Genomic DNA, 22,270 nt, shown 5'->3' on the forward strand with positions numbered 1-22,270 from the left:
GAAACTCAGGACGACGATGCTCATTCACCCCGTGACGCTGGTGACGCGTTACGGGACCTTCGCCGCCATCATCATCGCCGCCCTCGTCACAGGCATACTGGTGGCGAAGGGGTGGCACGTCCGCTGGCTGTTCTACCCGCTGCTGTTCCTCGCCGCCGTCGGTATCTGGAACCTCTTCCAGAACCGCCACACGCTGTTGCGGAACTATCCGGTGATCGCCTACGTGCGGTGGATTTCGGAGGAACTCAGGCCGTTCCTGCACCAGTACATCGTCGAGAGCAATCTCGAGGGCCGGCCCTACACGCGCGAGCACCGCTCGCTGATCTACCAGCGCGCCAAGGCCGACGTCGACGTCCACCCGTTCGGCACCGAGCTCGACGTCTACGGCGACGAATACGAGTGGATCGCCCACTCGATCGCCGCCCGTCACGTCGATCCGAAGACCTTCCGTGTCGAGGTTGGCGGCGCGCAATGCTCGAAGCCCTATTCCGCCTCGCTGCTGAACATCTCCGCGATGAGCTTCGGCGCGCTCGGCGCTCACGCCATCGAGGCGCTCAATCTGGGCGCCAAGCTCGGCGGCTTCTATCACGACACCGGCGAGGGCTCGATCAGCCCCTATCACCGCAAGAACGGCGGCGATCTCGTCTGGGAACTCGGCTCCGGCTATTTCGGCTGCCGCGACAGGGCCGGCCGCTTCGATCCCAAGCGCTTCGCCGATCAGGCGACCTCCGAGCAGGTCAAGATGATCGAGATCAAGCTCAGCCAGGGCGCCAAGCCCGGGCACGGCGGCGTGCTGCCGGCGGAGAAGGTGACCGCGGAGATCGCCCAGACGCGCGGCGTGCCGATGGGCGAGGACTGCGTGTCGCCGCCCGCGCACTCGGCGTTCTCGACGCCGATCGAGATGATGGAGTTCATCGCCCGGCTGCGCGACCTGTCCGGCGGCAAGCCGGTCGGGTTCAAGCTGTGCATCGGCAATCCCTACGAGCTGATGGCCATCTGCAAGGCGATGATCGAAACGGAGATCCTCGCCGATTTCATCGTCATCGACGGGGCGGAGGGCGGCACCGGGGCGGCGCCGGTGGAATTCTCCGACCATATCGGCATGCCGCTTCGCGAGGGTCTCGTTTTCGCCCAGAACGCCCTCGTCGGGGCAGGCCTGCGCGACAAGCTGCGGCTTGCCTCCAGCGGCAAGGTGTCGAGCGCCTACTACCTCGCCGCAAACATGGCGATCGGCGCGGACTGGTGCAACGCGGCACGCGCCTTCATGTTCTCGCTGGGCTGCGTGATGTCGATGCGCTGCCATACCGGCGAGTGTCCGACCGGCGTGACCACGCACGATCCGCTGCGTCAGCGCGGCCTCGTCGTCCCGGAAAAGGCCAAACGCGTGCAGAACTATCAGCGCGAGACGCTGAATGCGCTGGCGGAGGTGGTCGGCGCCGCCGGCCTCGAGCATCCCCGCGACCTCCGGCCCGCGCACATCTTCCGGCGGACCAGCCCGGTGGAAGCGTTCCAGCTCGACGACATCTACGATTTCATCGCACCCGGCGAATTGCTGGAAAGCCGCAAGCAGACGCGCCTGGTGAAGTCCTGGCGTCGCGCGCAGGCCAATTCCTTCGCTCCCGTCTCCCTCTGACGCCGGCCTGATCGTCCGACCGGACGTCCCCACCGCTTCCGGCCGGCGAGGCGAGCGGGTGCCCGCCCCGTTCCGGCCGCCCGTCGGGAACCGCCATGGCGGCCTCCGCATTTAGCCTGAAGCCGAGGCAGCAGGCATTGGGCGGGTTCCGGGGCGGAGACGGACCGTTGGAGAGCGTGATGACATGCTATCGCTTATCGAAAGTTGCGATTGGACTGGCCACGGCCGTGGCGCTTGCCGGCTGCGGCTACACGCCCGGTGACAGGGCGTTGTCGGGCGGACTGATCGGCGCCGGCACGGGCGCCGGGGTCGCTGCCCTGGCCGGCGGCAATGCCGGTGCCGGTGCGCTGATCGGCGGGGCGGCCGGCGCGGTTACCGGCGCCGTCACGAGACCCGACCAGATCAACCTCGGCACGCCGATCTGGCGCCGCTATTGACGGCAGCGCGGCGCCGGGCCCTTTGCCTCTTCCGTTTTTGCTCGGCAGCCACTATATTGCAGCGCAGCACGTAACACGGGCGCGGCGTCTGGCCGGCGCCCGTTTTTTGGTTTCAGGATCATGCAGCTCCGCAACATCGCCATCATCGCCCATGTCGACCACGGCAAGACCACGCTCGTCGACTGTCTCCTCCAGCAGTCCGGCGCCTTCCGCGAGAATCAGCGGGTCGCCGAAAGAGTCATGGATTCCAACGACCTGGAACGTGAGCGCGGCATCACCATCCTCGCCAAGGCGACCTCGGTGGTCTGGCAAGACACGCGGATCAACATCGTCGACACGCCCGGCCATGCCGATTTCGGCGGCGAGGTCGAACGCATCCTCAACATGGTCGACGGTGCGATCGTGCTTGTCGACGCCGCCGAAGGGCCGATGCCGCAGACCAAGTTCGTGGTCGGCAAGGCTCTCAAGATCGGGCTGAAGCCGATCGTCGCCATCAACAAGGTCGACAAGCCGGATGCCCGCGCCGACGAGGTCGTCAACGAGGTGTTCGACCTGTTCGCCGCGCTCGACGCCACCGACGAGCAACTCGATTTCCCGATCCTCTACGGGTCCGCCAAGCAGGGCTGGATGTCCGCCGATCCGGAGCAGCCCCAGGATTCGATGGCGCCGCTGTTCGACCTGATCCTGAAGCACGTCGCGCCGCCGCAGGTGGAAGCCGGTCCGTTCCGGCTGCTCGGCACCATTCTCGAGGCCAATCCGTATCTCGGCCGGCTGATCACCGGGCGTATCACCTCGGGTACGATCAGGGCGAACCAGCCGATCAAGGTGCTGTCCCGCAAGGGCGACCTGATCGAGCAGGGGCGCATCTCCAAGATCCTCGCCTTCCGCGGCATCGAGCGCACCGCGATCGACGTGGCCGAGGCCGGCGACATCGTCGCGATCGCCGGCCTGTCGAACGGCACCGTCGCCGATACGTTCTGCGCCCCCGAAGTCGAGGCGCCGCTGGTTGCCCAGCCGATCGATCCGCCGACCGTCTCGATGACCTTCCGGGTCAACGATTCGCCGCTTGCGGGCACCGAGGGCGACAAGGTGACGAGCCGCGTCATCCGCGACCGGCTGCTCAAGGAGGCGGAGGGCAACGTCGCCCTGAAGATCGAGGAGACCGAGGACCGCGATTCGTTCGTCGTCTCCGGCCGCGGCGAACTGCAGCTTGCGATCCTCATCGAGACGATGCGGCGCGAGGGCTTCGAGCTTGCCGTGTCGCGCCCCCGCGTCGTGCTGCGCCGCGACCCTGCGACGGGGCAGCTGCTCGAGCCGATCGAGGAAGTTGTCATCGACGTCGACGAGGAGCATTCCGGCGTCGTGGTGCAGAAGCTGTCGGAGCGCAAGGCCGACATGGTCGAGATGCGGCCCTCGGGCGGCGGCCGCCAGCGGCTGGTGTTCCATGCGCCGACGCGCGGCCTGATCGGCTATCAGGGCGAGCTCCTGACCGATACCCGCGGCACCGCCGTCATCAACCGGCTGTTCCACGCCTACCAGCCCTACAAGGGCGACCTGGCCGGCCGCCGCAACGGCGTGCTGATCGCCAACGAGCCCGGCGAGGCGGTGGCCTACGCGCTGTGGAACCTCGAAGACCGCGGCCCGATGATGATCGAGCCGGGCTGGAAGGTCTACCAGGGCATGATCGTCGGCGAGCACACCCGCGAGAACGATCTCGAGGTGAACGTGCTGAAGGGCAAGAAGCTCACCAACATCCGCGCCGCCGGCAAGGACGAGGCGGTCCGCCTCACCCCGCCGATCCGCATGACGCTGGAACGCTCGCTGGCCTGGATCGACGAGGACGAGCTTGTCGAGGTGACGCCGAAATCGATTCGCCTGCGCAAGGCCCACCTGGACCCCCATGCGCGCAAGCGCGCCGAGCGGGCGAAGGAAACCGGCGCGGTGGCTTGAGGGCCTGACCGCGAGGCACCTGCGGCTTCGCGGCAACTCGTCGCGTCCAAAAACCGCCTGCGAGGCGCCGGAGCAAAATTGATCGATTGCCGTCCCACCGGAGCGGCGCTACGCTTTCGATCATGAGCACGACTCTTGTCGACGTTCGACCGGCACGCGCGTCCGATGCCGTCGGGATCTCGGAGGTCCACGACGAGGCCTGGACCGCCGCCTATCGCGGCATCATTCCGCCGATGGCGCTGGAAAAGATGTTGTCGCGGCGCGGGCCCGCCTACTGGCGCCGGCTTACGGCTCGCGGCGGCGCGGGCACGCTTGTTCTGATCTTCGACGGCGACGTGGCGGGCTATGCGACACTTGGGCCGAACCGGACGCGGCGTCTGAGCTATGGCGCGGAAATCTACGAACTCTACCTGCGGCCGTCCCACCAGGGGGTCGGCCTCGGCAAGCGCCTGTTCACCGAAGCGCGCCGGGTGCTGAAGACGAACAAGCTCGACGGACTGGTGGTCTGGGCACTGGATGAGAATGTCCAGGCCCGTCGGTTCTACGCCGGGCTCGGCGGCGCCGAGGTGGCCAAAACGTTGGAGCCGTTCGGCGACGCCAAGCTCCCGAAGGTCGCCTTTGCCTGGAGCTGAGGGTCCGGGCGCGAGGCACCCGCTGTCCCGGTCGCCGTGGTCAGAGCAGGCCGACCGAAGCCAGGAACATATCCACCGAATCCGTGTACTTGCCCGCCAGGCCGAGGTCGGCGTTTATCGCCGAGTGCGACAGCGCCTCGGGGAGCACGGTCGCCCGGCCGCCTAGGTCGCCCACCCTGTCGGCAAATGCTTCGGCACGCGGGCAGGCGGTGGCGCTGAGGCTCGAGCAGACGAGCAGCATGGGTGCGGGCGGATCGGCGAGCCGGTGGAGCGGGGAGGCGTCCCGCCAGAATTCCGGATCGTCGCCGAACACCTTGTCGTAGAACGCCATGTGCTTCCTGCCCATGAGTTCCGAAATGTCGTAGCCGCCGTCGAGCACCACCGTACCGAGCCAGGGAACGGCCCCGTTGCGGGAGGCGATATCGGGATCGGCCGCGAGCAGTGCGGCGAGATGGCCGCCGGACGAGTGACCCATCAGCACGAACCTTCCAGGATCGCCGCCCCAGGATCCGGCCATCGACTGGGCGGCGGCGAGCGCCGCCGCGAGGTCTTCGGCCTGTTCGAGCGGGTCGGCTTCCGGCATCAGCCGCGTGTTGACGGAAATGAATACGTAGCCCCTGTCGAGCCAGTGTCTCGTCTTGTTGGCGACGACGTCGTCGACGGTCTTGTCGCCGACCATCCAGGCGCCGCCATGCAGCATCAGGATCGCCGGCGGGTCGTCGAGCTTCGGCGGCAGATAGATGTCCATCGTCTGCATTGGGTTCGCGCCGTACTCGACGTCGCGCAAGACCCGGCCATCCGACTGGGCGAGGCTTCCGCCGGATGGCAGCGCGGAAAGGCCGAGTGCGACAAACAGTCCGAGAGCAAGGACGGCCAGCGCCCTGCCGGTCCGGCCGCCAAGCCCGGTGAAGCTCGATTTGCTCACCGGCTTCCTCCCGCCTTTCCGAAGATGACGGGGGTTGCCGACCGGCAGTCGAAGCCGGGGCTCAGTCCGTCGGCGGCCTGCCTGGCCAGTTCATTGGCATCGGAGTTGGCCAGGGCGTCCACATAGGCGACGTGGCAGGTGCCGCCCTGCCCGGTCCTGGTGACGACCAGTACCTGGCCCTGCCGTCCGTCGTCGAATTCGGTGAACCATCTCAGTATGGTCGCATAGGGCCGACCGTCGGCACCGAGCCGCCATTCGATGGTGTCGTTGATGCGATTGAAGGGCGGCAGCGTCTGCGACGCGGCGACCTGCCGCCTGGCGTCCTTCCCGAACGAAACCAGATATCGCAGGTCGCCTTCCGCCACCCAGACCGGAATGTCGTTCAGGCCCGGGCAGGACCATGCCATGCTGCCGCTTTCGGTATCCCGGGAGACGACGGCACAGGTATCCAGATCGATCTTCGTATATGTGCTTGTCTGACCAAAGGCCGCTGCCTGACCGGCGACAAGCAACCACAAAGCCGATATTGCAAGCCGGTGCACGTCGCGTCTCCCCGATCTGGTCCATTCCGGCGACGACACTAATAAGGCGGAGCGGCAGCTGCCAAGCCGATCCTCCAGGAAAAGGAGTTCTGACATGCGTATCGATGCCGTACCGATCGGCGACAATCCGCCCGACGAAGTGAACGTGATCGTGGAGGTGCCGGTCGGCGGGGAGCCGATCAAGTACGAGATGGACAAGGCGGCGGGCACCATGTTCGTCGACCGGTTCCTGTACACCCCCATGCGCTATCCAGGCAATTACGGCTTCGTCCCGCACACGCTGTCGGAGGACGGCGACCCGATCGACGTGCTGGTGCCGAACCAGCGCCCGATCATCCCCGGCGCAGTGATGAGCTGCCGGCCGATCGGCGTGCTCGTCATGGAGGACGAGAAGGGGCAGGACGAAAAGATAATCGCGGTTCCCGTCCACCGGCTGACGAGGCGATACGACCGTATCGATTCCTATCGGGATCTGCCCGAGATCACGCTTCACCAGATCCAGCACTTCTTCGAGCACTACAAGGATCTCGAGGAGGGGAAATGGGTCAAGGTCGCCCATTGGGGCGACCGCGAGGAGGCAAGGCGGATGATCGCCGAGTCGATCGAACGCGCCGGCGCCTAGACCGGTTCCAGTCCGTTCTGCCGGCGGGTTGCCTCGACGGTGCTGCGCAGCAGGCAGGCGATGGTCATCGGGCCGACGCCTCCGGGAACCGGCGTGATCGCGCCGGCCACCTCAACCGCCTCGTCGAAGGCGACGTCGCCGACAAGGCGGGTCTTGCCCTCGTCCGTCGGGATCCGGTTGATGCCGACGTCGATGACGGTGGCGCCCGGCCTTATCCAGTCGCCGCGGATCATCTCGGGACGGCCGACCGCGGCAATCAGGAGATCGGCGCGGCGGCACACCTCCGGCAGGTCCCGGGTACGCGAATGGGCAATGGTGACGGTGCAGTTCTCGTTCAGCAGGAGCTGGGCGACCGGCTTGCCGACGATGTTGGAACGGCCGACCACGACGGCCTCCATGCCGCTCAGGTCGGAATGCACCTGCCTGGCGAGGATCACGCATCCGACCGGGGTACACGGCACCAGCGCCGGCAGGCCGGTGGCGAGCCGGCCGGCATTCACGACGTGGAAGCCGTCCACGTCCTTGGCCGGATCGATCGTCGCGATCACGGCGGACGTATCGATGTGACCGGGAAGCGGAAGCTGGACGAGGATGCCGTTGACGGCGGGGTCCGCGTTCAGCTTGGCGACGAGATCGAGCAGTTCGTCCTGGCTTGTGCCGGCATCGAGCTTGTGCTCGTAGGAATTCATGCCCGCCTCGACGGTCTGCCTGCCCTTGTTGCGGACGTAGACGGCGCTCGCGGGATCCTCGCCGACCAGCACCACCGCCAGGCCAGGGGTGATGCCGTGTTCCGACTTCAGCCTCGCCACCGCAGCGGCCACATCCTCGCGAAGGCTCGCCGCCGTCGCCTTGCCGTCGATGATCCGAGCCGTCATTCCGCTTCCCCCTAATTCGGCCTGGTGCCGATCGATTCCGCGAGCGCCGTCAGGGCGCCGGACAATTCGCGAGCGTCGCCGTCAACATGCACCGTCTTGAGCCGGGCCTTGTGGCCCGATGCGACGGCGACGGTCGCCCGCGCGACACCGAGCGCGCCGGCGACAAGCTTTTCCAGCGCAGCGTTCGCCGCGCCCTTCTCCGGCGCGGAGCGGACGCGGGCAGCCAGCACCGACGTGCCGTCGGCGAGCGCGACGATACCGTCAAGGGCGTCGCGGCCGCCCTTCGGCGTCAATCGGACGCGGATGTCGATGCCGTGCGCGCCGGCGCGGTACCAGTCTGTCGAGGCGATCTGCGACAAGTCGGATCAGAACACCGCCGGATAGATGTAGAGGATGATGACGCGCTGGATCAGGAAGATCAGCAGCAGCAGGATGATCGGCGAGATGTCGATGCCGCCGAAATTCGGCAGGAACTGCCGGATCGGCCGCAGTGCCGGCTCCGTCAGCCGCCACAGTGCCTCGCCGACCATGCTGACGAACTGGTTGCGCGTGTTGATGATGTTGAAGGCGATCAGCCAGGAGAAGATCGCCGAGGCGATGACGATCCAAACGTATAGCTGAAGGGCAAGAAGGATGACGTCGAGGATGGCGCGCATGGGTTCGGGTGCTCGTGCGTCGGTCGGCGATACACCGATCTAGCGATCCGGCCTGCCTACCGCAACCCTTTGACGCGCCGGGAGCCCGTTTCGTCCGCCTCGAGCCGGTCTTTTGCTTGACAGTGCAGCGGTGCGGACACTAAATCCGCTTCACCCAGACGGTCGGGGCCGTAGCTCAGTTGGGAGAGCGCCGCGTTCGCAATGCGGAGGTCAGGGGTTCGACCCCCCTCGGCTCCACCAGTCCTTCCACCGTCGGATTGCCTCACCGCGCAGGCCCGAACCGCCAGTGCGGCAGCGCCGCGCATGCTGCGGCGCATCGGCCGGAGCTGAACCTTCGGCGGCCAAGCGGCCGGATCGGAGGGATGGGAGGCAGCGGGAATAGGGGTCGCGATCTTCGCTACCCCCCATCCAATCCGGGCTGACTACGCACGACCAAATGCCAGCCTTCCCATAGCCATGCAACGGGCTTGCCAATCAAGGTAAACGCGGCCGCAGGCCATATCTTGGGTTTGACGGCGATCCTGGCTCCAAATCCGGTATGCCGAACGCTCGCCCATCTCAGACTGCGTCGCGTTTTGCAGTGCGAGTCGCAAAATGCGAATCGCAACCTGGCGCGAGGATCCGGGCTCAGGCGCCGGCGCCAACCGGATCCAGACCGAGCGCGATCCGGCCCGTGAACCGGTGCTGGCGCTTTGGCGGCAGCGGATGGAACTGCCCGCCGTGGACGTCCCGAACGAGACGCTCCAGGCCGAGCTTGCGGAAGAAGCCGGCGCCGCCGGCCGTCTCCAGCGCCTTTTCGGCAGTGGCGAGAACGCGTTCGGCAACGATCGTCTTTCGAACCAGCATGGCGTTTGCAACGTCGAGATCCATGTCGAACGCAAGGTCGTTCGCCAGGCGGACCATGTCGTCGGCAGCGATCTGCGCGGCGGTGAGACAGTTGGTGAGTTCTCCGAGCAGGTAGGGGATGGAGGGATCGTCCGGCCGCTTCCTCGCCTGATGGCGGGCGATCGTGGCGGCTGCCTCCGCCGCGCCGGCATAGGCTGACATGATCAGCGGCAGCGCCACGGTCAGGATGACGTTCCATGCGGGGTGATAGGCTCCCCGGGCCCGGCGCAGCGCGACGGCGGCATCCGGCACGAAGACACCCTCGAGCACGATGGTGTGCGAGCCGGTCGCTCTCATGCCGAGGCTGCGCCAGTCGTCGGCGAGCGACACGCCCGGCGCCGACATCGGCACGGCGAAGTGCAGGACCTGCCAGCCCGCGTCGGGATCCTCGTAGGGAGCGGACGTGACCAGCATCTCGCCCACCGGCGATCCGCTTGCGAACGGCTTGCTCGCGCTCACCTTGAAACCGCCCTCCACCCGTTCGACCGTGCCGTTCGATTCGAGCCAGTCGTTGGCGCCGGTGGAAACCAGGACGGCCTCGTTTGCGGCGACCCTGTCGAGCAACTTGCGGCCGGGCCGGCCGTTCGCATCGTTGTAGACCGCGGCGGCGACGAGATGCTGGTGCATCGACACGGCGAGCGCGGTCGAGGGGCAGTAGTGCGCGAGCTGGCGGATGAAGGTGCAGACGGCACTGTAGGAGAGGCCGCCGCCGCCATACTCGACGGGAACGAGCGCGGACAGGACCCTGTGCTCCTTGAGCACGTCGTAGTGAGACGCGACAAACGTATCGGCCGCGTCGCGGTCGTCGGCGCCTTCGGCGAACCGGGGCCCTATGATCTGCACAAGCGCCTGAAGATCGAGATACTCGGTCATGGTCATACCTTTCGTTTCGGGCAGTGGCGCGATCCTCCGCCGGGCGGGGCGATGCCTCAACTTCAACATGTGAAGTTCACGCGCGGACGGGCGATGCTAGGATGCGGGTCATGAGCGAACGAAAGGGCTACGCCCAGTTCTGTCCGGTCGCGCTTGCCACCGAAATCCTGGCGGAGCGATGGACGCCGCTGGTTATTCGGGAACTGCTGTCCGGCAGTGTCCGGTTCAACGATCTTCAGCGCGGCCTGCCGCGCATGTCCTCGGCGCTGCTGGCGCGGCGGCTGAAGGAACTGGAGTTCGCCGGCATCGTCATGCGACGGCCCGGCGCGAGCGGCAGGGGCGAGTACCATCTGACGCCGGCCGGACGGGAGTTGCTTCCGATCGTCGAGAGCATGGGCGCATGGGCGCAGCGCTGGCTTCGCCACAAGATGGTGGAACCGAGAAATCTCGATCCCGATCTGCTGATGTGGGACATCCGCCGGTCCGTCGTGAACGAGCTCAGGCCCGGCGCCCGGCGGTTCGTCGCGGAGTTCCGGCTTTCCGGCGTCCCTGCCAGCCGTCGGCGCTACTGGCTGGTCTTCGAGCCCGACCTCGTCGACCTCTGTTACAAGGATCCGGGTTTCGACCCCGATCTCCTCATCGAGACCAGCCTTGAGGTCCTGACCACGATCTGGCTGGGCCACCTGACGATCGGCACGGCCCTGGACGACGGCCGCCTGGTCATCGAGGGCTCGCGCCGGGACGTGGCAGCGTTCCGGTCCTGGTTCGGGCTCAGCCTCTTTGCGCCGGCGGGACGCCGCCCCGCAGGACAGATCGAGCTGGAGGCGGAGTAGCTGTCCGGCAAGTGCCGGTGCCGGATCGGCCTATTCGGCGGCTTCCGCCTTGCGCCGGGGATCGGCGGCGATCCACAGATCGAGGAAGTTCTCGAGCCAGCGACGGATCTCCGGGTCGTAGACGGAACGCCCCTCGAAATGATCGCGCCGGCCCTGGGCGCCGGGCATAGTCATGCGATGGGCGCCGCGTACGGTCCAGCGGTGCATCATCGCGAGCGTCAGTTCGGCATGGAACTGGATGCCGAAGGCGCACGGGCCGACGGCGAACGCCTGGTTCGGGAACAGGTCCCCGCCGGCAAGCTTGCGGGCACCGTCGGGCAGGTCGAAGCCCTCGCGATGCCACTGGTAGACCATTTCCGGCCAATCCATCAGCGATCGGCCGTCGCTGGTCGGGTGAAGCGGGTAGTAACCCACTTCCGCGTAACCTTCCGGATGGGGCTCGACGCGGCCCCCGAGCGTCTTCACGAGCTGCTGTGCGCCAAGGCACACGCCGAGAAAGGGGGCCCTTTCCTTCAGCGGGACGTTGATCCAGTCGATCTCGCGGCGGATGAAGTCGTCGGGGTCGTTGGCGCTCATGGGACCGCCGAAGATCACGGCGCCGCAATGTGCGTCCATGGTTTCGGGCAGCGGATCCCCGAGAACGGGACGGCGTATGTCGAGATGAAATCCACGACGCTGCAGCGCCTGGCCGATGCGGCCGGGCGTCGAGTTCTCCTGGTGCAGGACGATCAGAATCTGTTCCGGCATGATTTCCGCGCCATCATCACATGGCGCTGAGACCTCCGTCGAGCTTGATTTCGGCCCCGGTCATATACCGGGATTCGTCGGACGCAAGATAGATGGCGGCGAATGCCACGTCTTCAACGGTGCAGAGCCGGCCAAGCGGAATCTGGCGGGTGAGCTTGCCGCGCTGGTCGTCATCGAGCGCCTTCGGCTCGCCGCCGCGGGCGAACATCTCGCGCAGCATGCCGGTCTCGATGAAGGTGGGATGGATCGAATTCGCGCGGATGTCCCAGCCCTTGCGGGCGCAGGACAGGGCGGTCGACTTGGTCAGCATCCAGGCGCCCGCCTTCGAGGTGTTGTAGGCGGCGATGTTGTGGCCGGCGACGAGGCCGGCGACGGAGGACAGGTTGATGATCGAGGCCGGCTGGGCCTCGCGCAGGTAGGGAAGCGCCAGCCGGGTGCCGGTGAAGATCGAATCGAGATTGATGTCGAGGCAGCGCCGCCACTCCCGGTAGTCGGTCTCGTCGATGGATCCGACCGACCACACGCCGGCATTGTTGACCAGCACGCTGATGCCGCCAAACGCCTCGTCGGCTGCCGCCAGTGCTGCGGTCCAGTCCTGCTCGGACGTGACGTCGTGGCTGCAGGCGATGGCGCGCCCGGATTCATCCCCATTCAGGGATTGGGCCAGCGCCGCGGCCGCCGACCCGTCCATGTCGGTGACGGCAACGCGGGCTCCCTCCTCGACGAAGGCGCGCGCGATGGCGCTGCCGATACCGCCAGCGGCGCCTGTGATCAGCGCACTCTTGCCGTTCAGTCGTCCGCGATCGGACATGGGGCCTGCTCCGTCTCGGGATCGCTCGGCGGAGGCGGCGCGTCAGCGTCCGCCTGGGCGATGCATCGGGTATGGAACGTCTCCGGTAGGCGATACGAAGACGCGGCTCGGGCCGGGCGCCGGACGATCGGATACCAGTAGGCGCAAAGGGTCAGCCATCGGACCCGCCGTTGTCCGATCCCCGAGGTGATTCGCGCTCCGCGCGCAGCTTTAGGGCGATGCGCTCGCGCGAGGAGACGCCGAGAAGCTCGGCGACGCGCCAGATGAAATTGTCCTCGAACTCGTGTACCTCGCCATCGGCATAGACGAGTTCCCACAGCATCTCGACGACGCCCTGTCGGCCCTCCTCGTCGAGCGTCCGCTTGATGACGCTGGTGAACGCGTAGAGGTCGATGGCCTCCAGGTCACGGCGGCGCGCCTCGGCGATCAGCTCGGCGGTTTCCTCCTCGTTGAGGTCGAAATGCTCCTGGAGGACGGCGCGAAGCTTGTTCTTTTCCGGCTCTTCGACGATGCCGTCGACGGCGATCGCGTGAACGGCGAGGGCGGCCGTGGCGACCTTCGGGTCGCCAGCGTCATAGACCGGCTCCGACTCCGCCGTGAGATTGCGCAATACTTTCTGGATAGCCCCGAACATCTGGCCCCTGCCCTTGTCCGCAGGTTGCGGACCTCTGGATAACACGATCATTTAGTACAGAAATCGCCGGTGCCACCAACACCCGCGGCACTAGAAATCGCGGGCGTGTCCTGATGGCCACATGGCCACCCGCAAGCCGCCTACATCGTCGCGCCGATCACCCAGGGCGTGAACTCGTTGTCGCCGAATCCGAGTTCCTCGCTCTTCGACTTCCGCCCCGACGCGACGTCGAGCAGCAGATCGAAGATCCGCCGGCCCATTTCGTCGACGCCGACGCCGTGGGTGAGGATCTCGCCGCAATTGACGTCCATGTCGTCCGCCATGCGCTCGTACATCGGCGTGTTGGTGGCGAGCTTTACGCTGGGCGCCGGCTTGAAGCCGAACACCGAGCCGCGGCCGGTGGTGAAGCAGACGATGTTGGCGCCGGAGGCCACCTCGCCGGTGATCGAGGCGGGGTCGTAGCCCGGCGAATCCATGAACACGAAGCCCTTTGCCGTCACCGGCTCGGCATACTTGTAGACGCCGGTCAGGTTGGTGGTACCGCCCTTGGCTGCGGCGCCCAGCGACTTTTCGAGGATGGTCGTGAGGCCGCCCGCCTTGTTTCCCGGCGAGGGGTTGTTGTTCATGTCGCCGCCGTTCCGCGCCGTGTAGTCCTCCCACCACCTGATCCGCTCGATCAGCTTCTCCCCGACCCGCCGGTCGGGGGCGCGGCGGGTGAGCAGGTGCTCCGCGCCATAGATCTCGGGCGTCTCCGCGAGGATCGCGGTGCCGCCGTGGCGTACGAGCAGGTCGGCCGCCGCCCCGAGCGCCGGGTTGGCGGTGATGCCGGAGTAGGCGTCGGAGCCGCCGCACTGCAGCGCCAGCGACAGGTGCTCGGCCGACACCGGCTCGCGCCGCGCCGCGTTGGCCGCCGGCAGCATCGCCTCGACGCGGCGGATGCCTTCCTCCACCGCATTGCGGGTGCCGCCCCAGTCCTGGATGGTCATGTGCTGGAAGCGGCTTTCGTCGTCGAGCTGGTAGGCCTCCATCAGGAAGCGGATCTGGTTGACCTCGCAGCCGAGCCCGACCAGCAGCACGCCGGCGCAGTTCGCGTGGCGGACATAGCCCCACATGGTGCGCTGAAGCGTCTCGAGGCCGTCTCCGGCGTCGGCCATGCCGCAGCCGGTGCCGTGCACGAAGGCGGTGACGCCGTCGACGTTCGGGTAGGCGGCCAGTCGCTCGGGCGTGAAGTGGGCGGCGACCATGCGCGCGACCGTCGCCGAGCAGTTCACCGTCGAGACGATGCCGATGTAGTTGCGGGTTGCGACGCGGCCGTCGTGGCGGACGATGCCCTGGAACGTCGCCCGCTCTGTTTCCGGCACGAACTCGGTCGGTCTGGCTTCGGCGCCGAAGGCATAGTCGCGGGCGAAGTCGCCCATGGCGCAATTGTGGGTATGGACGTGGTCGCCCGCCGCGATCGGCTGCGAAGCAAAGCCGATGATCTGCCCGTACTTGCGGATCTCATCGCCCTGTCCGATCGCCCTGGTCGCGATCTTGTGTCCGGACGGGATCTCGGCAGTGGTGGCGACACCCTCGCCCGGAATCGGCGCGCCGACTGTAATGCGCCCCGTGGCAACGACGACGTTGTCGGACGGATTGAGGCGGACGACCCGCGGTATCTCGTTACGAATGGGGGATTGTTTGTTCACGATCGTTGTCCTGGCCAGATGTAGCGGGCGCGCACCTACGCCCCGGCGAACCGTGCAGTTAATTCATTTCGGATCCGAAACAGGCTCATGCAGAGCTGCTACTTCCACGTTGCTGCCAATGCCGACCATCTCCTCCAGGTCGACCAGCGCCTCGCCGAGCAGATAGGCCATCGCGGACCGGGCGTCATCGGGTCTGCCGTCGTCGATGGCGACATAGACGGCGCGATGCAAGGGGACGGAGGCCTGGCGCCGGGCCGCGTCGACATTGGCGATGGCGAAGCTTTCGGTCAGCGCCGGCTCGAGCAGGTGACCGAGCGAGATCAGCAACTCGTTGCCGGTCGCCGCCAGGATGGCGCGATGGAAGGACAGATCGGGTCCGATCCATTCGTCGCGCGAGCCGGCCGCCGCCATGCCGGCAAGTCCGCGCCGCATCCGGCCGAGATCGGCCTCGCCGCGCCGCTCGGCGGCGAGCGCGGCCGCGGCCGGCTCGATGATGCCGCGGAACTCGAAGAAGGCGCGGGCGTAGTGCCGATCGGGGCCGGCCTCGAAGGCCCAGGTCGTGACGTCGGGATCGAGCATGTGCCACTGCGAGCGCTGTCGCACGCGCGTGCCGGTCTTGGGACGCGATTCGACCAGGCCCTTCCCCGCCAGCATCTTGATGGCTTCGCGGAACGAGGTGCGGCTGACCGCGAGTTTGGCGCTGTAGTCGCCTTCGCTGGGCAGGATCGATCCCGGTTCGAATTCCCCGGTGACGATTTGGCGGCCGAGTTCGTCGACGATCTGGCCGTAGACGCTGCGTCGGGCGGAGGGCGCGGACCTGACCGGCTTCTCCAAGCGCTTTCTCCCGGTTAAGAGTGGGCCCGCTGCCGGATCCTCTATTCATACTACAATAGCACCCATAGCTTTCCAGATCGCAAGGGTTGAGCGCTCAGATGCCGCAGAAGCCGATCGAATTCATCGCCGTCGACTGGGGTACGACGAACGCGCGGGCCTATGCGCTCGACGGCGGCGGAACCGTCCTCGACCGGCGCGAAACCTCCCTCGGCATCCGCAACGTCGCCGACGGGCGGTTTGCCGAGGCGTTCGAAACGCTCGTCGGCTGCTGGCGGACGCCTGGTCCCGTCCCCGTCCTGATGAGCGGCATGATCGGCAGCCGGCAGGGATGGGTCGAGACCGCCTATCTCGACTGTCCCGCCGATCCGGTGGCGGTGGCGCAGGGCCTCGGCGCGGTGCCCGGGCAGCAGAACGTTGCGATCGTTCCCGGCGTCTGTCTGCCGGCGGGTTCGGCGCACCGCGACGTCATGCGCGGCGAAGAGGTGCAGTGCTTCGGCGCGCTGGAGATGTCGGGCGCGGGCGACGCAGTGATCTGCCTGCCCGGAACCCATTCGAAATGGGTCGACATGTCCGGCGGCGCGCTCGTCCGCTTCGCCACCTCGATGACCGGCGAGGCGTTCTCGGCAATGCGGGATCACTCGATCCTGGGGGCGCTGATGCCGGCGACGACGAGCCCCTCCTGGGAGGCGGGCTCCTCCTTCGCAACAGGCGTCGAGCGGTCCGGCGATACCGGCGGGCTCCTGCACCACCTGTTCTCGGTGCGCGCCGACGGCCTGTTTGACGTGGTGCCGGCAGACGGGCTTGCCGACTATCTGTCGGGCATCCTGATCGGCCACGAGGTGCGCGAGATGGCGCGGATGTTCGAACCGGACGGTGCGGTGCTGGTCGTCGGCGGCGGGTCGCTCACCGCGCGCTACGCAAGCGCCTTCGAGATGCTGGGCCTGTCGATGCAGGCGGTCGATGCGGAGCGTGCCACGATCGCCGGACTGACGGCGATACGGCGGCTGGCGGCCGATCCGGCCTGAAACCGTTGAAAGCACTTGGCCCGGCGCCCAGATTCCCGGGTGTACGGATTGATCTTAATCAATGCGGGCAGGGCGGCTTGCGCTGAAATTATTTTAAGCTTAAAGTTATTTTGTCGAACCGGCGAATCGCAACCCTGCGGGGCGCCGGCCGGCCGAACCGGGAGAGACGCGTCATGAAGGTATCGATCGTCGGGGGCGGACCTGCGGGGCTGTATTTCGCAATCCTTCTGAAGAAGGCCCGGCCGGACAGCGTCATCACGGCCTTCGAGCGCAACCGGCCGGACGACACGTTCGGCTTCGGCGTGGTGTTCTCCGACGAGACGCTCGACACCTTCGAGGGCTGGGATCCGGAGAGCTACAAGCGGATCACCGACGAGTTCGCCTACTGGGACGACATCGAGATCCATTTCAAGGACACGGCGCACCGGGTCGGCGGCAACGGCTTCTGCGGCTGCTCGCGCACGACGCTGCTGAGGATCCTGCAGGACCGGGCGATCGAGCTCGGCGTCGAGATTTGCTACCAGACGGAGGTCGATCCGGACACCGACTTCTCCGACTCTGACCTTGTGGTGCTCTCCGACGGCGTCAACAGCCGGTTCCGCGAGCATTTCGCCGAGCACTTCAGGCCGAATGTCGACCTGCGCCCCAACAAGTTCGCCTGGATGGGTTCCACCAAGCCGCTCGACGCCTTCACCTTCTGCTTCGAGGAGACAGAGTGGGGCATCTTCATCGCCCATGCCTACCAGTACGAGGAAGGCCGCTCGACCTGGATCTTCGAGACCGATGACGAGACCTTCGAACGGGCCGGCCTCGGCGCGCTGAACGAGGAGGAATCCGCCGAGTTCTGCCGGAAGATCTTCGGCAAGTATCTCGACGGCCATCCGCTGCTGATCAACCGGTCGATGTGGCGCAACTTCCCGATGATCCGCAACGAGCGCTGGGTGAAGGACAACATGGTCCTGCTCGGCGACGCCAAGGCGACCGCGCACTACTCCATCGGCTCCGGCACCAAGCTGGCCATGGAGGACGCGATCGCGCTGTTCGAGGCGATCGAGGCGAAGCCGGACGTGCCTTCGGCGCTGAAGCTGTTCGAGTCCGGCCGTCGCGAGGGTGTCGAGATCATCCAGCACGCCGCCGACGTGTCGCTGGTCTGGTTCGAGCATCTCGACCGGTTCTGGGACTACGATCCGATCCAGTTCGCCTTCGGCCTGATGACCCGCTCCAAGGCGATCACCTACGACAACCTGCGTCTGAGGGCGCCGGAATTCGTCGACAGGGCCGACCGGATGTTCGCCGAAAAGGTCCGGCTGAAGGGCTTCGACGTCGACGTCGACAACCCGGCGACGCCGGCGTTCCAGCCGTTCAGGCTGCGCGACATGGAGCTGCAGAACCGCATCGTCATGTCGCCGATGTGCATGTACTCCGCGAAGGACGGGGTGCCGGGTGACTTCCACCTGGTCCACTACGGCGCCCGGGCGATGGGCGGCGCCGGCCTGATCTTCACCGAGATGACCTGCGTGGCGCCGGATGCGCGGATCACCCACGGCTGCACCGGCCTGTGGAACGACGAGCAGGAGGCCGCCTGGAAGCGGATCGTCGACTTCGTGCAGGCGAATTCCAACTCCAAGCTGTGCATGCAGCTCGGCCATGCCGGTCGCAAGGGCGCCTCCAAGCTGATGTGGGAGGGCATGGACCGGCCGCTCGACAATGCCGAGGATGGCTGGCCGGTGCTGTCGGCCTCGCCGATCCCGTACTATCCGGAAAGCCAGGTGCCGCGCGAGGTGACCCGCGAGGACATGGACCGCATCGTCGAGGCGTTCGTCGCCGCGGTCGAGCGGACCGAGAGGCTCGGCTTCGACATGCTTGAGCTGCACTGCGCCCACGGCTACCTGCTGGCGAGCTTCCTGTCGCCGCTGACTAACCAGCGCACCGACGAGTACGGCGGCCCGATCGAGAACCGGCTGAAGTTCCCGCTCGAGGTCTTCCGGCGGATGCGCGAGGCCTGGCCGAAGCACAAGCCGATGTCGGTCAGGATCTCCGCCACGGATTGGGCCGAGGGCGGCCTGCCGGGCGAGGACGCGGTGGCCGTTGCGCAGGCCTTCGCCGCCGAGGGCGTCGACCTCGTCGATGTCTCGACCGGCCAGACCGTGAACTGGTCCGCGCCGGTCTACGGGCGCATGTTCCAGACGCCGTTCTCCGACCAGATCCGCAACGAGGCGGACGTCGCCACCATGTGCGTGGGCAACATCACCACCGCCGACCAGGCCAACACCATACTGGTCGCCGGACGCGCGGATCTGGTGGCGATCGGCCGTCCGCATCTCGTCGACCCGTTCTTCACCGCCCGGGCTGCTGCCTGGTACGGCGAGCCCTATCTGACGGTCCAGCCGCAGTACGAGCCGGGCTACGACCAGCTCGCCCGCAACAGCGTTCGCGACCGGCAGAACCTCGAGGAGCTGCGGATCAAGGCGCGTCCCAAGTCGCGGCAATCGTCCCGCGAGGCGCCGCGGCCGAAGACCTCGTTCATCGCGGCGGCGGAGTAGTCGGCAGGTGGCTGCAACCGGCGTATCGGCGATCGAAGGCCGCCACGCGGTGGTGACCGGCGGCGGCCGCGGCATCGGCGCGGCGATTGCCCGCACCCTGACGGCTGCCGGCGCGCTCGTCACGGTGACCGGCCGCGGCGAACAGCCGCTCGCCGAACTGGTCGGGTCCGGCGGCGCGGACGGATACGTGCTGGCCGACGTGACGGACGAAGCGGCGATCCAGGCGGCGATCGAAGCCGCTGCCGCCGACCGCGGACCCGTCGACATCCTCGTCGCCAATGCGGGGGCCGCCGAATCCGCCCCGTTTGCCCGCACCGATGCCGCCCTGTTCCGGCGCATGTTCGACGTCAACCTGATGGGCGTCGTGCATTCCGTCCATGCCGTGCTCGGCCCGATGGTCGAGGCGGGCGGCGGACGGATCGTCGTTATCGCCTCGACCGCGGGCCTCACCGGCTATCGCTACACCTCGGCCTACTGCGCCGCCAAGCATGCCGCGATCGGCCTCGTCCGGTCGCTGGCGCTGGAGACGGCCCGAAAGGGCGTCACCGTGAACGCGGTTTGCCCGGGTTTCACCGACACCGACCTGGTCGCCGATTCGATCGCCCGGATCGTCGAGAAGACCGGCATGACGGCGGCGCAGGCCGAGGCGGAGCTCGTCAAGGACAACCCGCAGGGCCGCCTGGTCGCCCCGGACGAGGTCGCCGACGCAGTGCTGTGGCTGTGCGGTCCCGGCGCGGCTGCCGTCACCGGCCAGGCGATCGCCGTGGCCGGCGGCGAGGTGATGTGATGGGCGTGGCGGGTTCGGGGGCCTCGATGGTTCGAGACGCGGCTGCGGCGCTCCTCACCATGAGGGGAGAGTTTGTTCGCGCAGCTGACTCTCGCCTCGCTACAACCGGTCTCCTCATGGTGAGGAGCGGGCCGTCGGCCCGCGTCTCGAACCACGAGGAGACCGATTTGCACGACGAGCCGGCACCTTGCTCCCACCTCTCCCCGGCGGGGAGAGGTGGCGGCCGGGGTAGCGGATATCCGATGATCCGGTTGGCGCGGATCGCACACGCAAGACACTGCCAGACAATCCAACCCAAGGAGCCTTGCCCGTGACCTGGACGCCCGCTTCCGTCGCCCCGCCGCTGAAGGACTACGAGGCGAAGCACTTCCTGCTCGAGGTCGAGGGCAAGGTCGCGACCGTCACGCTGAACCGGCCCGAACGCAAGAATCCGCTGACCTTCGACTCCTATTCGGAACTCGGCGCGATGTTCCGCGCCGCCGCCAACGACGAGGACATCAAGGCCTTCGTCGTCACCGGCGCCGGCGGCAACTTCTCCTCCGGCGGCGACGTATTCGAGATCATCGGGCCGCTGGTCGAGATGGATACCGCCGGCCTGATGCGCTTCACCAAGCTGACCGGGGAACTGGTGAAGGCGATGCGCGCCTGCCCGCAGCCGATCATCGCGGCGATCGACGGCGTCTGCGCCGGGGCGGGCGCGATCGTCGCGATGGCCTCAGACATCCGCTACGGCACGCCGGACTCGAAGGTGCTGTTCCTGTTCAACAAGGTCGGCCTCGCCGGCTGCGACATGGGGGCCTGCGCGATCCTGCCGCGGATCATCGGCCAGGGCCGCGCTTCCGAACTGCTCTACACGGGCCGCGCGCTGCGCGGCGAGGAGGCCGAGCGCTGGGGCTTCTACAACCGCCTGATATCCGGCGAGGAGGTGCTCGCCGAGGCGCGGTCCTTCGCGAAGGACCTCGCGTCGGGACCGACCTTCGGCAACGCCATGACCAAGCGGATGCTGCAGATGGAGTGGGCGATGTCGGTCGACGAGGCCGTCGAGGCAGAAGCCGTCGCCCAGGCGCTGTGCATGACCACGGAAGACTTCGCCCGCGCCTACCGCGCCTTCGCGGCGAAGAAGACTCCGGTGTTCGAGGGCAACTGATGGCCGACAGAACCTTCCTCGACTGGCCCTTCTTCGAAGACCGGCACCGGGTCTTCGCCGAGAAGATCGCGGCCTGGGCGGATGCGACGCTCGAGCCGCTGGTCGATCACCACGACGTCGACAAGTCGTGCCGGGCTATCGTCACCGCGCTCGGCGAGGGCGGCTTTCTGACGGCCGCGGCGCCGGCGGACGAAGGCCGGCGTCACGACGTGCGGACGCTGTGCATCGCCCGCGAGACGCTCGGCTACCGGACGGGACTTGCCGATTTCGCTTTCGCGATGCAGGGGCTTGGCTCCGGACCGGTCGTGCTCGCCGGAACTGTCGAGCAGAAGGCGAAGTACCTGCCCGGCGTCGCCGCAGGTGCCGCGATCCCGGCCTTCGCGCTGTCGGAGGAGGACGCCGGCTCGGACGTCGCGGCGATGGCGACGACGGCGACGGCCGATGGCAACGACCACGTTCGCCTCGACGGCTCCAAGACCTGGATCTCCAACGGCGGCATTGCCGACTGGTACGTCGTCTTCGCGCGCACCGGCGAGGCGCCGGGCGCACGGGGGCTCTCTGCCTTCATCGTCGAGGCCGGCACGCCGGGCTTCGAGATCGCCGAGCGCATCGACGTGATCGCCCCGCACCCGCTGGCGACGCTGACCTTCGACGGCTGCCGGGTGCCCGTCGCCAACCGCGTCGGCGCCGGTGGCGATGGCTTCAAGGTGGCGATGTCGACGCTCGACATCTTCCGCTCGACGGTGGGGGCCGCCGCGCTCGGCTTCGCCCGCCGGGCGCTCGACGAGGGAGTGGAGCGGGCCCGCACGCGGCAGATGTTTGGCGCGCCCCTGGCCGACCTGCAGCTTACCCAGGCGGGGCTCGCCGACATGGCCACCGGTGTCGATGCCTCCGCCCTGCTGATCTACCGCTCGGCCTGGACCAAGGACATGGGCGCGGCACGGGTCACCCGCGAGGCGTCGATGGCGAAGATGTTCGCCACGGAGACCGCGCAGCAGGTGATCGACCGCGCCGTGCAGATGTTCGGCGGGCTCGGGGTGAAGAGCGGCGTCAAGGTCGAGGAGCTCTACCGCGAGATCAGGGCGCTGAGGATCTACGAGGGAGCGACCGAGGTCCAGAAGGTGGTGATCGCCCGCGAGCTGCTGAAGGCGGCGGACAGCGCAGCGGCGGCGAAGGCATGAGGGGATTGCC

The 22,270-nt window shown here is 67.4% G+C and carries 22 protein-coding genes and 1 tRNA gene; 12 read left to right on the forward strand and 11 right to left on the reverse strand.

From position 1 onward, the window contains the following. The first annotated feature begins 16 nt into the window (after positions 1 to 16). The 4 genes from V3328_RS25245 to V3328_RS25260 all read left to right on the forward strand — a co-directional run bounded on the left by V3328_RS25245 (position 17) and on the right by V3328_RS25260 (position 4,652). Positions 17 to 1,633, forward strand: a complete 1,617-nt coding sequence (locus tag V3328_RS25245) for an FMN-binding glutamate synthase family protein (protein WP_340332587.1) — start codon at positions 17 to 19, stop codon at positions 1,631 to 1,633. A 179-nt stretch (positions 1,634 to 1,812) separates the two neighbouring features. Further along, a complete protein-coding gene (locus tag V3328_RS25250) occupies positions 1,813 to 2,070 on the forward strand; it encodes a hypothetical protein (RefSeq protein ID WP_340332504.1) in 258 nt (85 codons plus the stop codon). 120 nt (positions 2,071 to 2,190) lie between these two features. Beyond that, positions 2,191 to 4,020, forward strand: coding sequence for a translational GTPase TypA (gene typA, locus V3328_RS25255; RefSeq protein ID WP_340332505.1), 1,830 nt, complete (start codon positions 2,191 to 2,193; stop codon positions 4,018 to 4,020). A gap of 122 nt (positions 4,021 to 4,142) precedes the next feature. Next, the gene (locus V3328_RS25260; protein WP_340332506.1) at positions 4,143 to 4,652 is read left to right on the forward strand and encodes a GNAT family N-acetyltransferase; all 510 of its coding nucleotides are present in this window, start codon (positions 4,143 to 4,145) and stop codon (positions 4,650 to 4,652) included. A gap of 40 nt (positions 4,653 to 4,692) precedes the next feature. Here V3328_RS25260 and V3328_RS25265 read toward each other — a convergent pair whose 3' ends face one another. Both V3328_RS25265 and V3328_RS25270 read right to left on the reverse strand, forming a co-directional pair. Further along, positions 4,693 to 5,577, reverse strand: coding sequence for an alpha/beta hydrolase (locus V3328_RS25265; protein WP_340332507.1), 885 nt, complete (start codon positions 5,575 to 5,577; stop codon positions 4,693 to 4,695). Beyond that, the gene (locus V3328_RS25270) at positions 5,574 to 5,984 is read right to left on the reverse strand and encodes a hypothetical protein (protein WP_340332508.1); all 411 of its coding nucleotides are present in this window, start codon (positions 5,982 to 5,984) and stop codon (positions 5,574 to 5,576) included. Before V3328_RS25270 ends, V3328_RS25265 begins: the two co-directional genes overlap by 4 nt. A 229-nt stretch (positions 5,985 to 6,213) precedes the next feature. Between V3328_RS25270 and ppa the strand changes: the two genes are divergently transcribed. Next, positions 6,214 to 6,741: an inorganic diphosphatase gene (gene ppa / locus V3328_RS25275; RefSeq protein ID WP_340332509.1), complete on the forward strand. Its 528-nt coding sequence runs from the start codon at positions 6,214 to 6,216 to the stop codon at positions 6,739 to 6,741. Here the strand turns inward: ppa and folD are convergent. The 3 genes from folD to V3328_RS25290 are packed head-to-tail and all read right to left on the reverse strand — an operon-like array spanning position 6,738 to position 8,272. Further along, entirely contained in the window at positions 6,738 to 7,616 is an 879-nt protein-coding gene (gene folD, locus V3328_RS25280) for a bifunctional methylenetetrahydrofolate dehydrogenase/methenyltetrahydrofolate cyclohydrolase FolD (RefSeq protein ID WP_340332510.1), read from the reverse strand. The two genes, ppa and folD, sit on opposite strands and share 4 nt — an antisense overlap. An 11-nt stretch (positions 7,617 to 7,627) precedes the next feature. Continuing rightward, positions 7,628 to 7,966 carry a DUF167 family protein gene (locus tag V3328_RS25285; protein ID WP_422732929.1) on the reverse strand — a complete coding sequence of 113 codons (339 nt, stop codon included), beginning with the start codon at positions 7,964 to 7,966 and terminating at the stop codon, positions 7,628 to 7,630. A gap of 15 nt (positions 7,967 to 7,981) precedes the next feature. Further along, positions 7,982 to 8,272: a YggT family protein gene (locus V3328_RS25290; RefSeq protein ID WP_340332512.1), complete on the reverse strand. Its 291-nt coding sequence runs from the start codon at positions 8,270 to 8,272 to the stop codon at positions 7,982 to 7,984. A gap of 164 nt (positions 8,273 to 8,436) precedes the next feature. On the opposite strand from V3328_RS25290, the gene V3328_RS25295 reads away from it, so the two are divergent. Then, positions 8,437 to 8,512: transfer RNA gene (locus V3328_RS25295), tRNA-Ala, on the forward strand. A gap of 387 nt (positions 8,513 to 8,899) precedes the next feature. Here the strand turns inward: V3328_RS25295 and V3328_RS25300 are convergent. Continuing rightward, positions 8,900 to 10,036, reverse strand: a complete 1,137-nt coding sequence (locus tag V3328_RS25300) for an acyl-CoA dehydrogenase family protein (protein WP_340332513.1) — start codon at positions 10,034 to 10,036, stop codon at positions 8,900 to 8,902. Positions 10,037 to 10,140: 104 nt separating this feature from the next. On the opposite strand from V3328_RS25300, the gene V3328_RS25305 reads away from it, so the two are divergent. After that, on the forward strand, positions 10,141 to 10,863 hold the full coding sequence (locus V3328_RS25305) for a winged helix-turn-helix transcriptional regulator (RefSeq protein WP_340332514.1): 723 nt from the start codon (positions 10,141 to 10,143) through the stop codon (positions 10,861 to 10,863). 30 nt (positions 10,864 to 10,893) lie between these two features. Here the strand turns inward: V3328_RS25305 and V3328_RS25310 are convergent, their stop codons facing one another. The 5 genes from V3328_RS25310 to V3328_RS25330 all read right to left on the reverse strand — a co-directional run bounded on the left by V3328_RS25310 (position 10,894) and on the right by V3328_RS25330 (position 15,577). Next, positions 10,894 to 11,610 carry a glutamine amidotransferase gene (locus tag V3328_RS25310; RefSeq protein WP_340332515.1) on the reverse strand — a complete coding sequence of 239 codons (717 nt, stop codon included), beginning with the start codon at positions 11,608 to 11,610 and terminating at the stop codon, positions 10,894 to 10,896. Positions 11,611 to 11,626: 16 nt separating this feature from the next. Next, a complete protein-coding gene (locus V3328_RS25315; protein ID WP_340332516.1) occupies positions 11,627 to 12,421 on the reverse strand; it encodes an SDR family oxidoreductase in 795 nt (264 codons plus the stop codon). A gap of 151 nt (positions 12,422 to 12,572) precedes the next feature. Further along, positions 12,573 to 13,055: a tellurite resistance TerB family protein gene (locus V3328_RS25320; protein ID WP_340332517.1), complete on the reverse strand. Its 483-nt coding sequence runs from the start codon at positions 13,053 to 13,055 to the stop codon at positions 12,573 to 12,575. 140 nt (positions 13,056 to 13,195) lie between these two features. Beyond that, entirely contained in the window at positions 13,196 to 14,743 is a 1,548-nt protein-coding gene (locus V3328_RS25325; protein ID WP_340332518.1) for a UxaA family hydrolase, read from the reverse strand. A gap of 63 nt (positions 14,744 to 14,806) precedes the next feature. After that, entirely contained in the window at positions 14,807 to 15,577 is a 771-nt protein-coding gene (locus tag V3328_RS25330) for a FadR/GntR family transcriptional regulator (RefSeq protein ID WP_340332519.1), read from the reverse strand. A gap of 98 nt (positions 15,578 to 15,675) precedes the next feature. Here V3328_RS25330 and V3328_RS25335 point away from each other — a divergent pair, with 98 nt between their 5' ends. The 5 genes from V3328_RS25335 (at position 15,676) to V3328_RS25355 (ending at position 22,260) form a co-directional block, all read left to right on the forward strand. After that, the gene (locus V3328_RS25335) at positions 15,676 to 16,602 is read left to right on the forward strand and encodes a 2-dehydro-3-deoxygalactonokinase (RefSeq protein WP_340332520.1); all 927 of its coding nucleotides are present in this window, start codon (positions 15,676 to 15,678) and stop codon (positions 16,600 to 16,602) included. A gap of 173 nt (positions 16,603 to 16,775) precedes the next feature. Beyond that, positions 16,776 to 19,145, forward strand: a complete 2,370-nt coding sequence (locus tag V3328_RS25340) for a bifunctional salicylyl-CoA 5-hydroxylase/oxidoreductase (RefSeq protein WP_340332521.1) — start codon at positions 16,776 to 16,778, stop codon at positions 19,143 to 19,145. 7 nt (positions 19,146 to 19,152) lie between these two features. Next, complete coding sequence (locus V3328_RS25345; RefSeq protein WP_340332522.1) at positions 19,153 to 19,932, forward strand: SDR family NAD(P)-dependent oxidoreductase; 780 nt, start codon at positions 19,153 to 19,155, stop codon at positions 19,930 to 19,932. Between the two features lie 310 nt (positions 19,933 to 20,242). Further along, positions 20,243 to 21,079, forward strand: coding sequence for an enoyl-CoA hydratase family protein (locus V3328_RS25350; RefSeq protein WP_340332523.1), 837 nt, complete (start codon positions 20,243 to 20,245; stop codon positions 21,077 to 21,079). Beyond that, entirely contained in the window at positions 21,079 to 22,260 is a 1,182-nt protein-coding gene (locus V3328_RS25355) for an acyl-CoA dehydrogenase family protein (RefSeq protein ID WP_340332524.1), read from the forward strand. The genes V3328_RS25350 and V3328_RS25355 overlap by 1 nt, the downstream gene beginning before the upstream one ends. The last annotated feature ends 10 nt before the right edge of the window (positions 22,261 to 22,270 follow it).

Source organism: Microbaculum marinum, from assembly GCF_037855135.1.
GTDB lineage: Bacteria > Pseudomonadota > Alphaproteobacteria > Rhizobiales > Tepidamorphaceae > Microbaculum > Microbaculum marinum.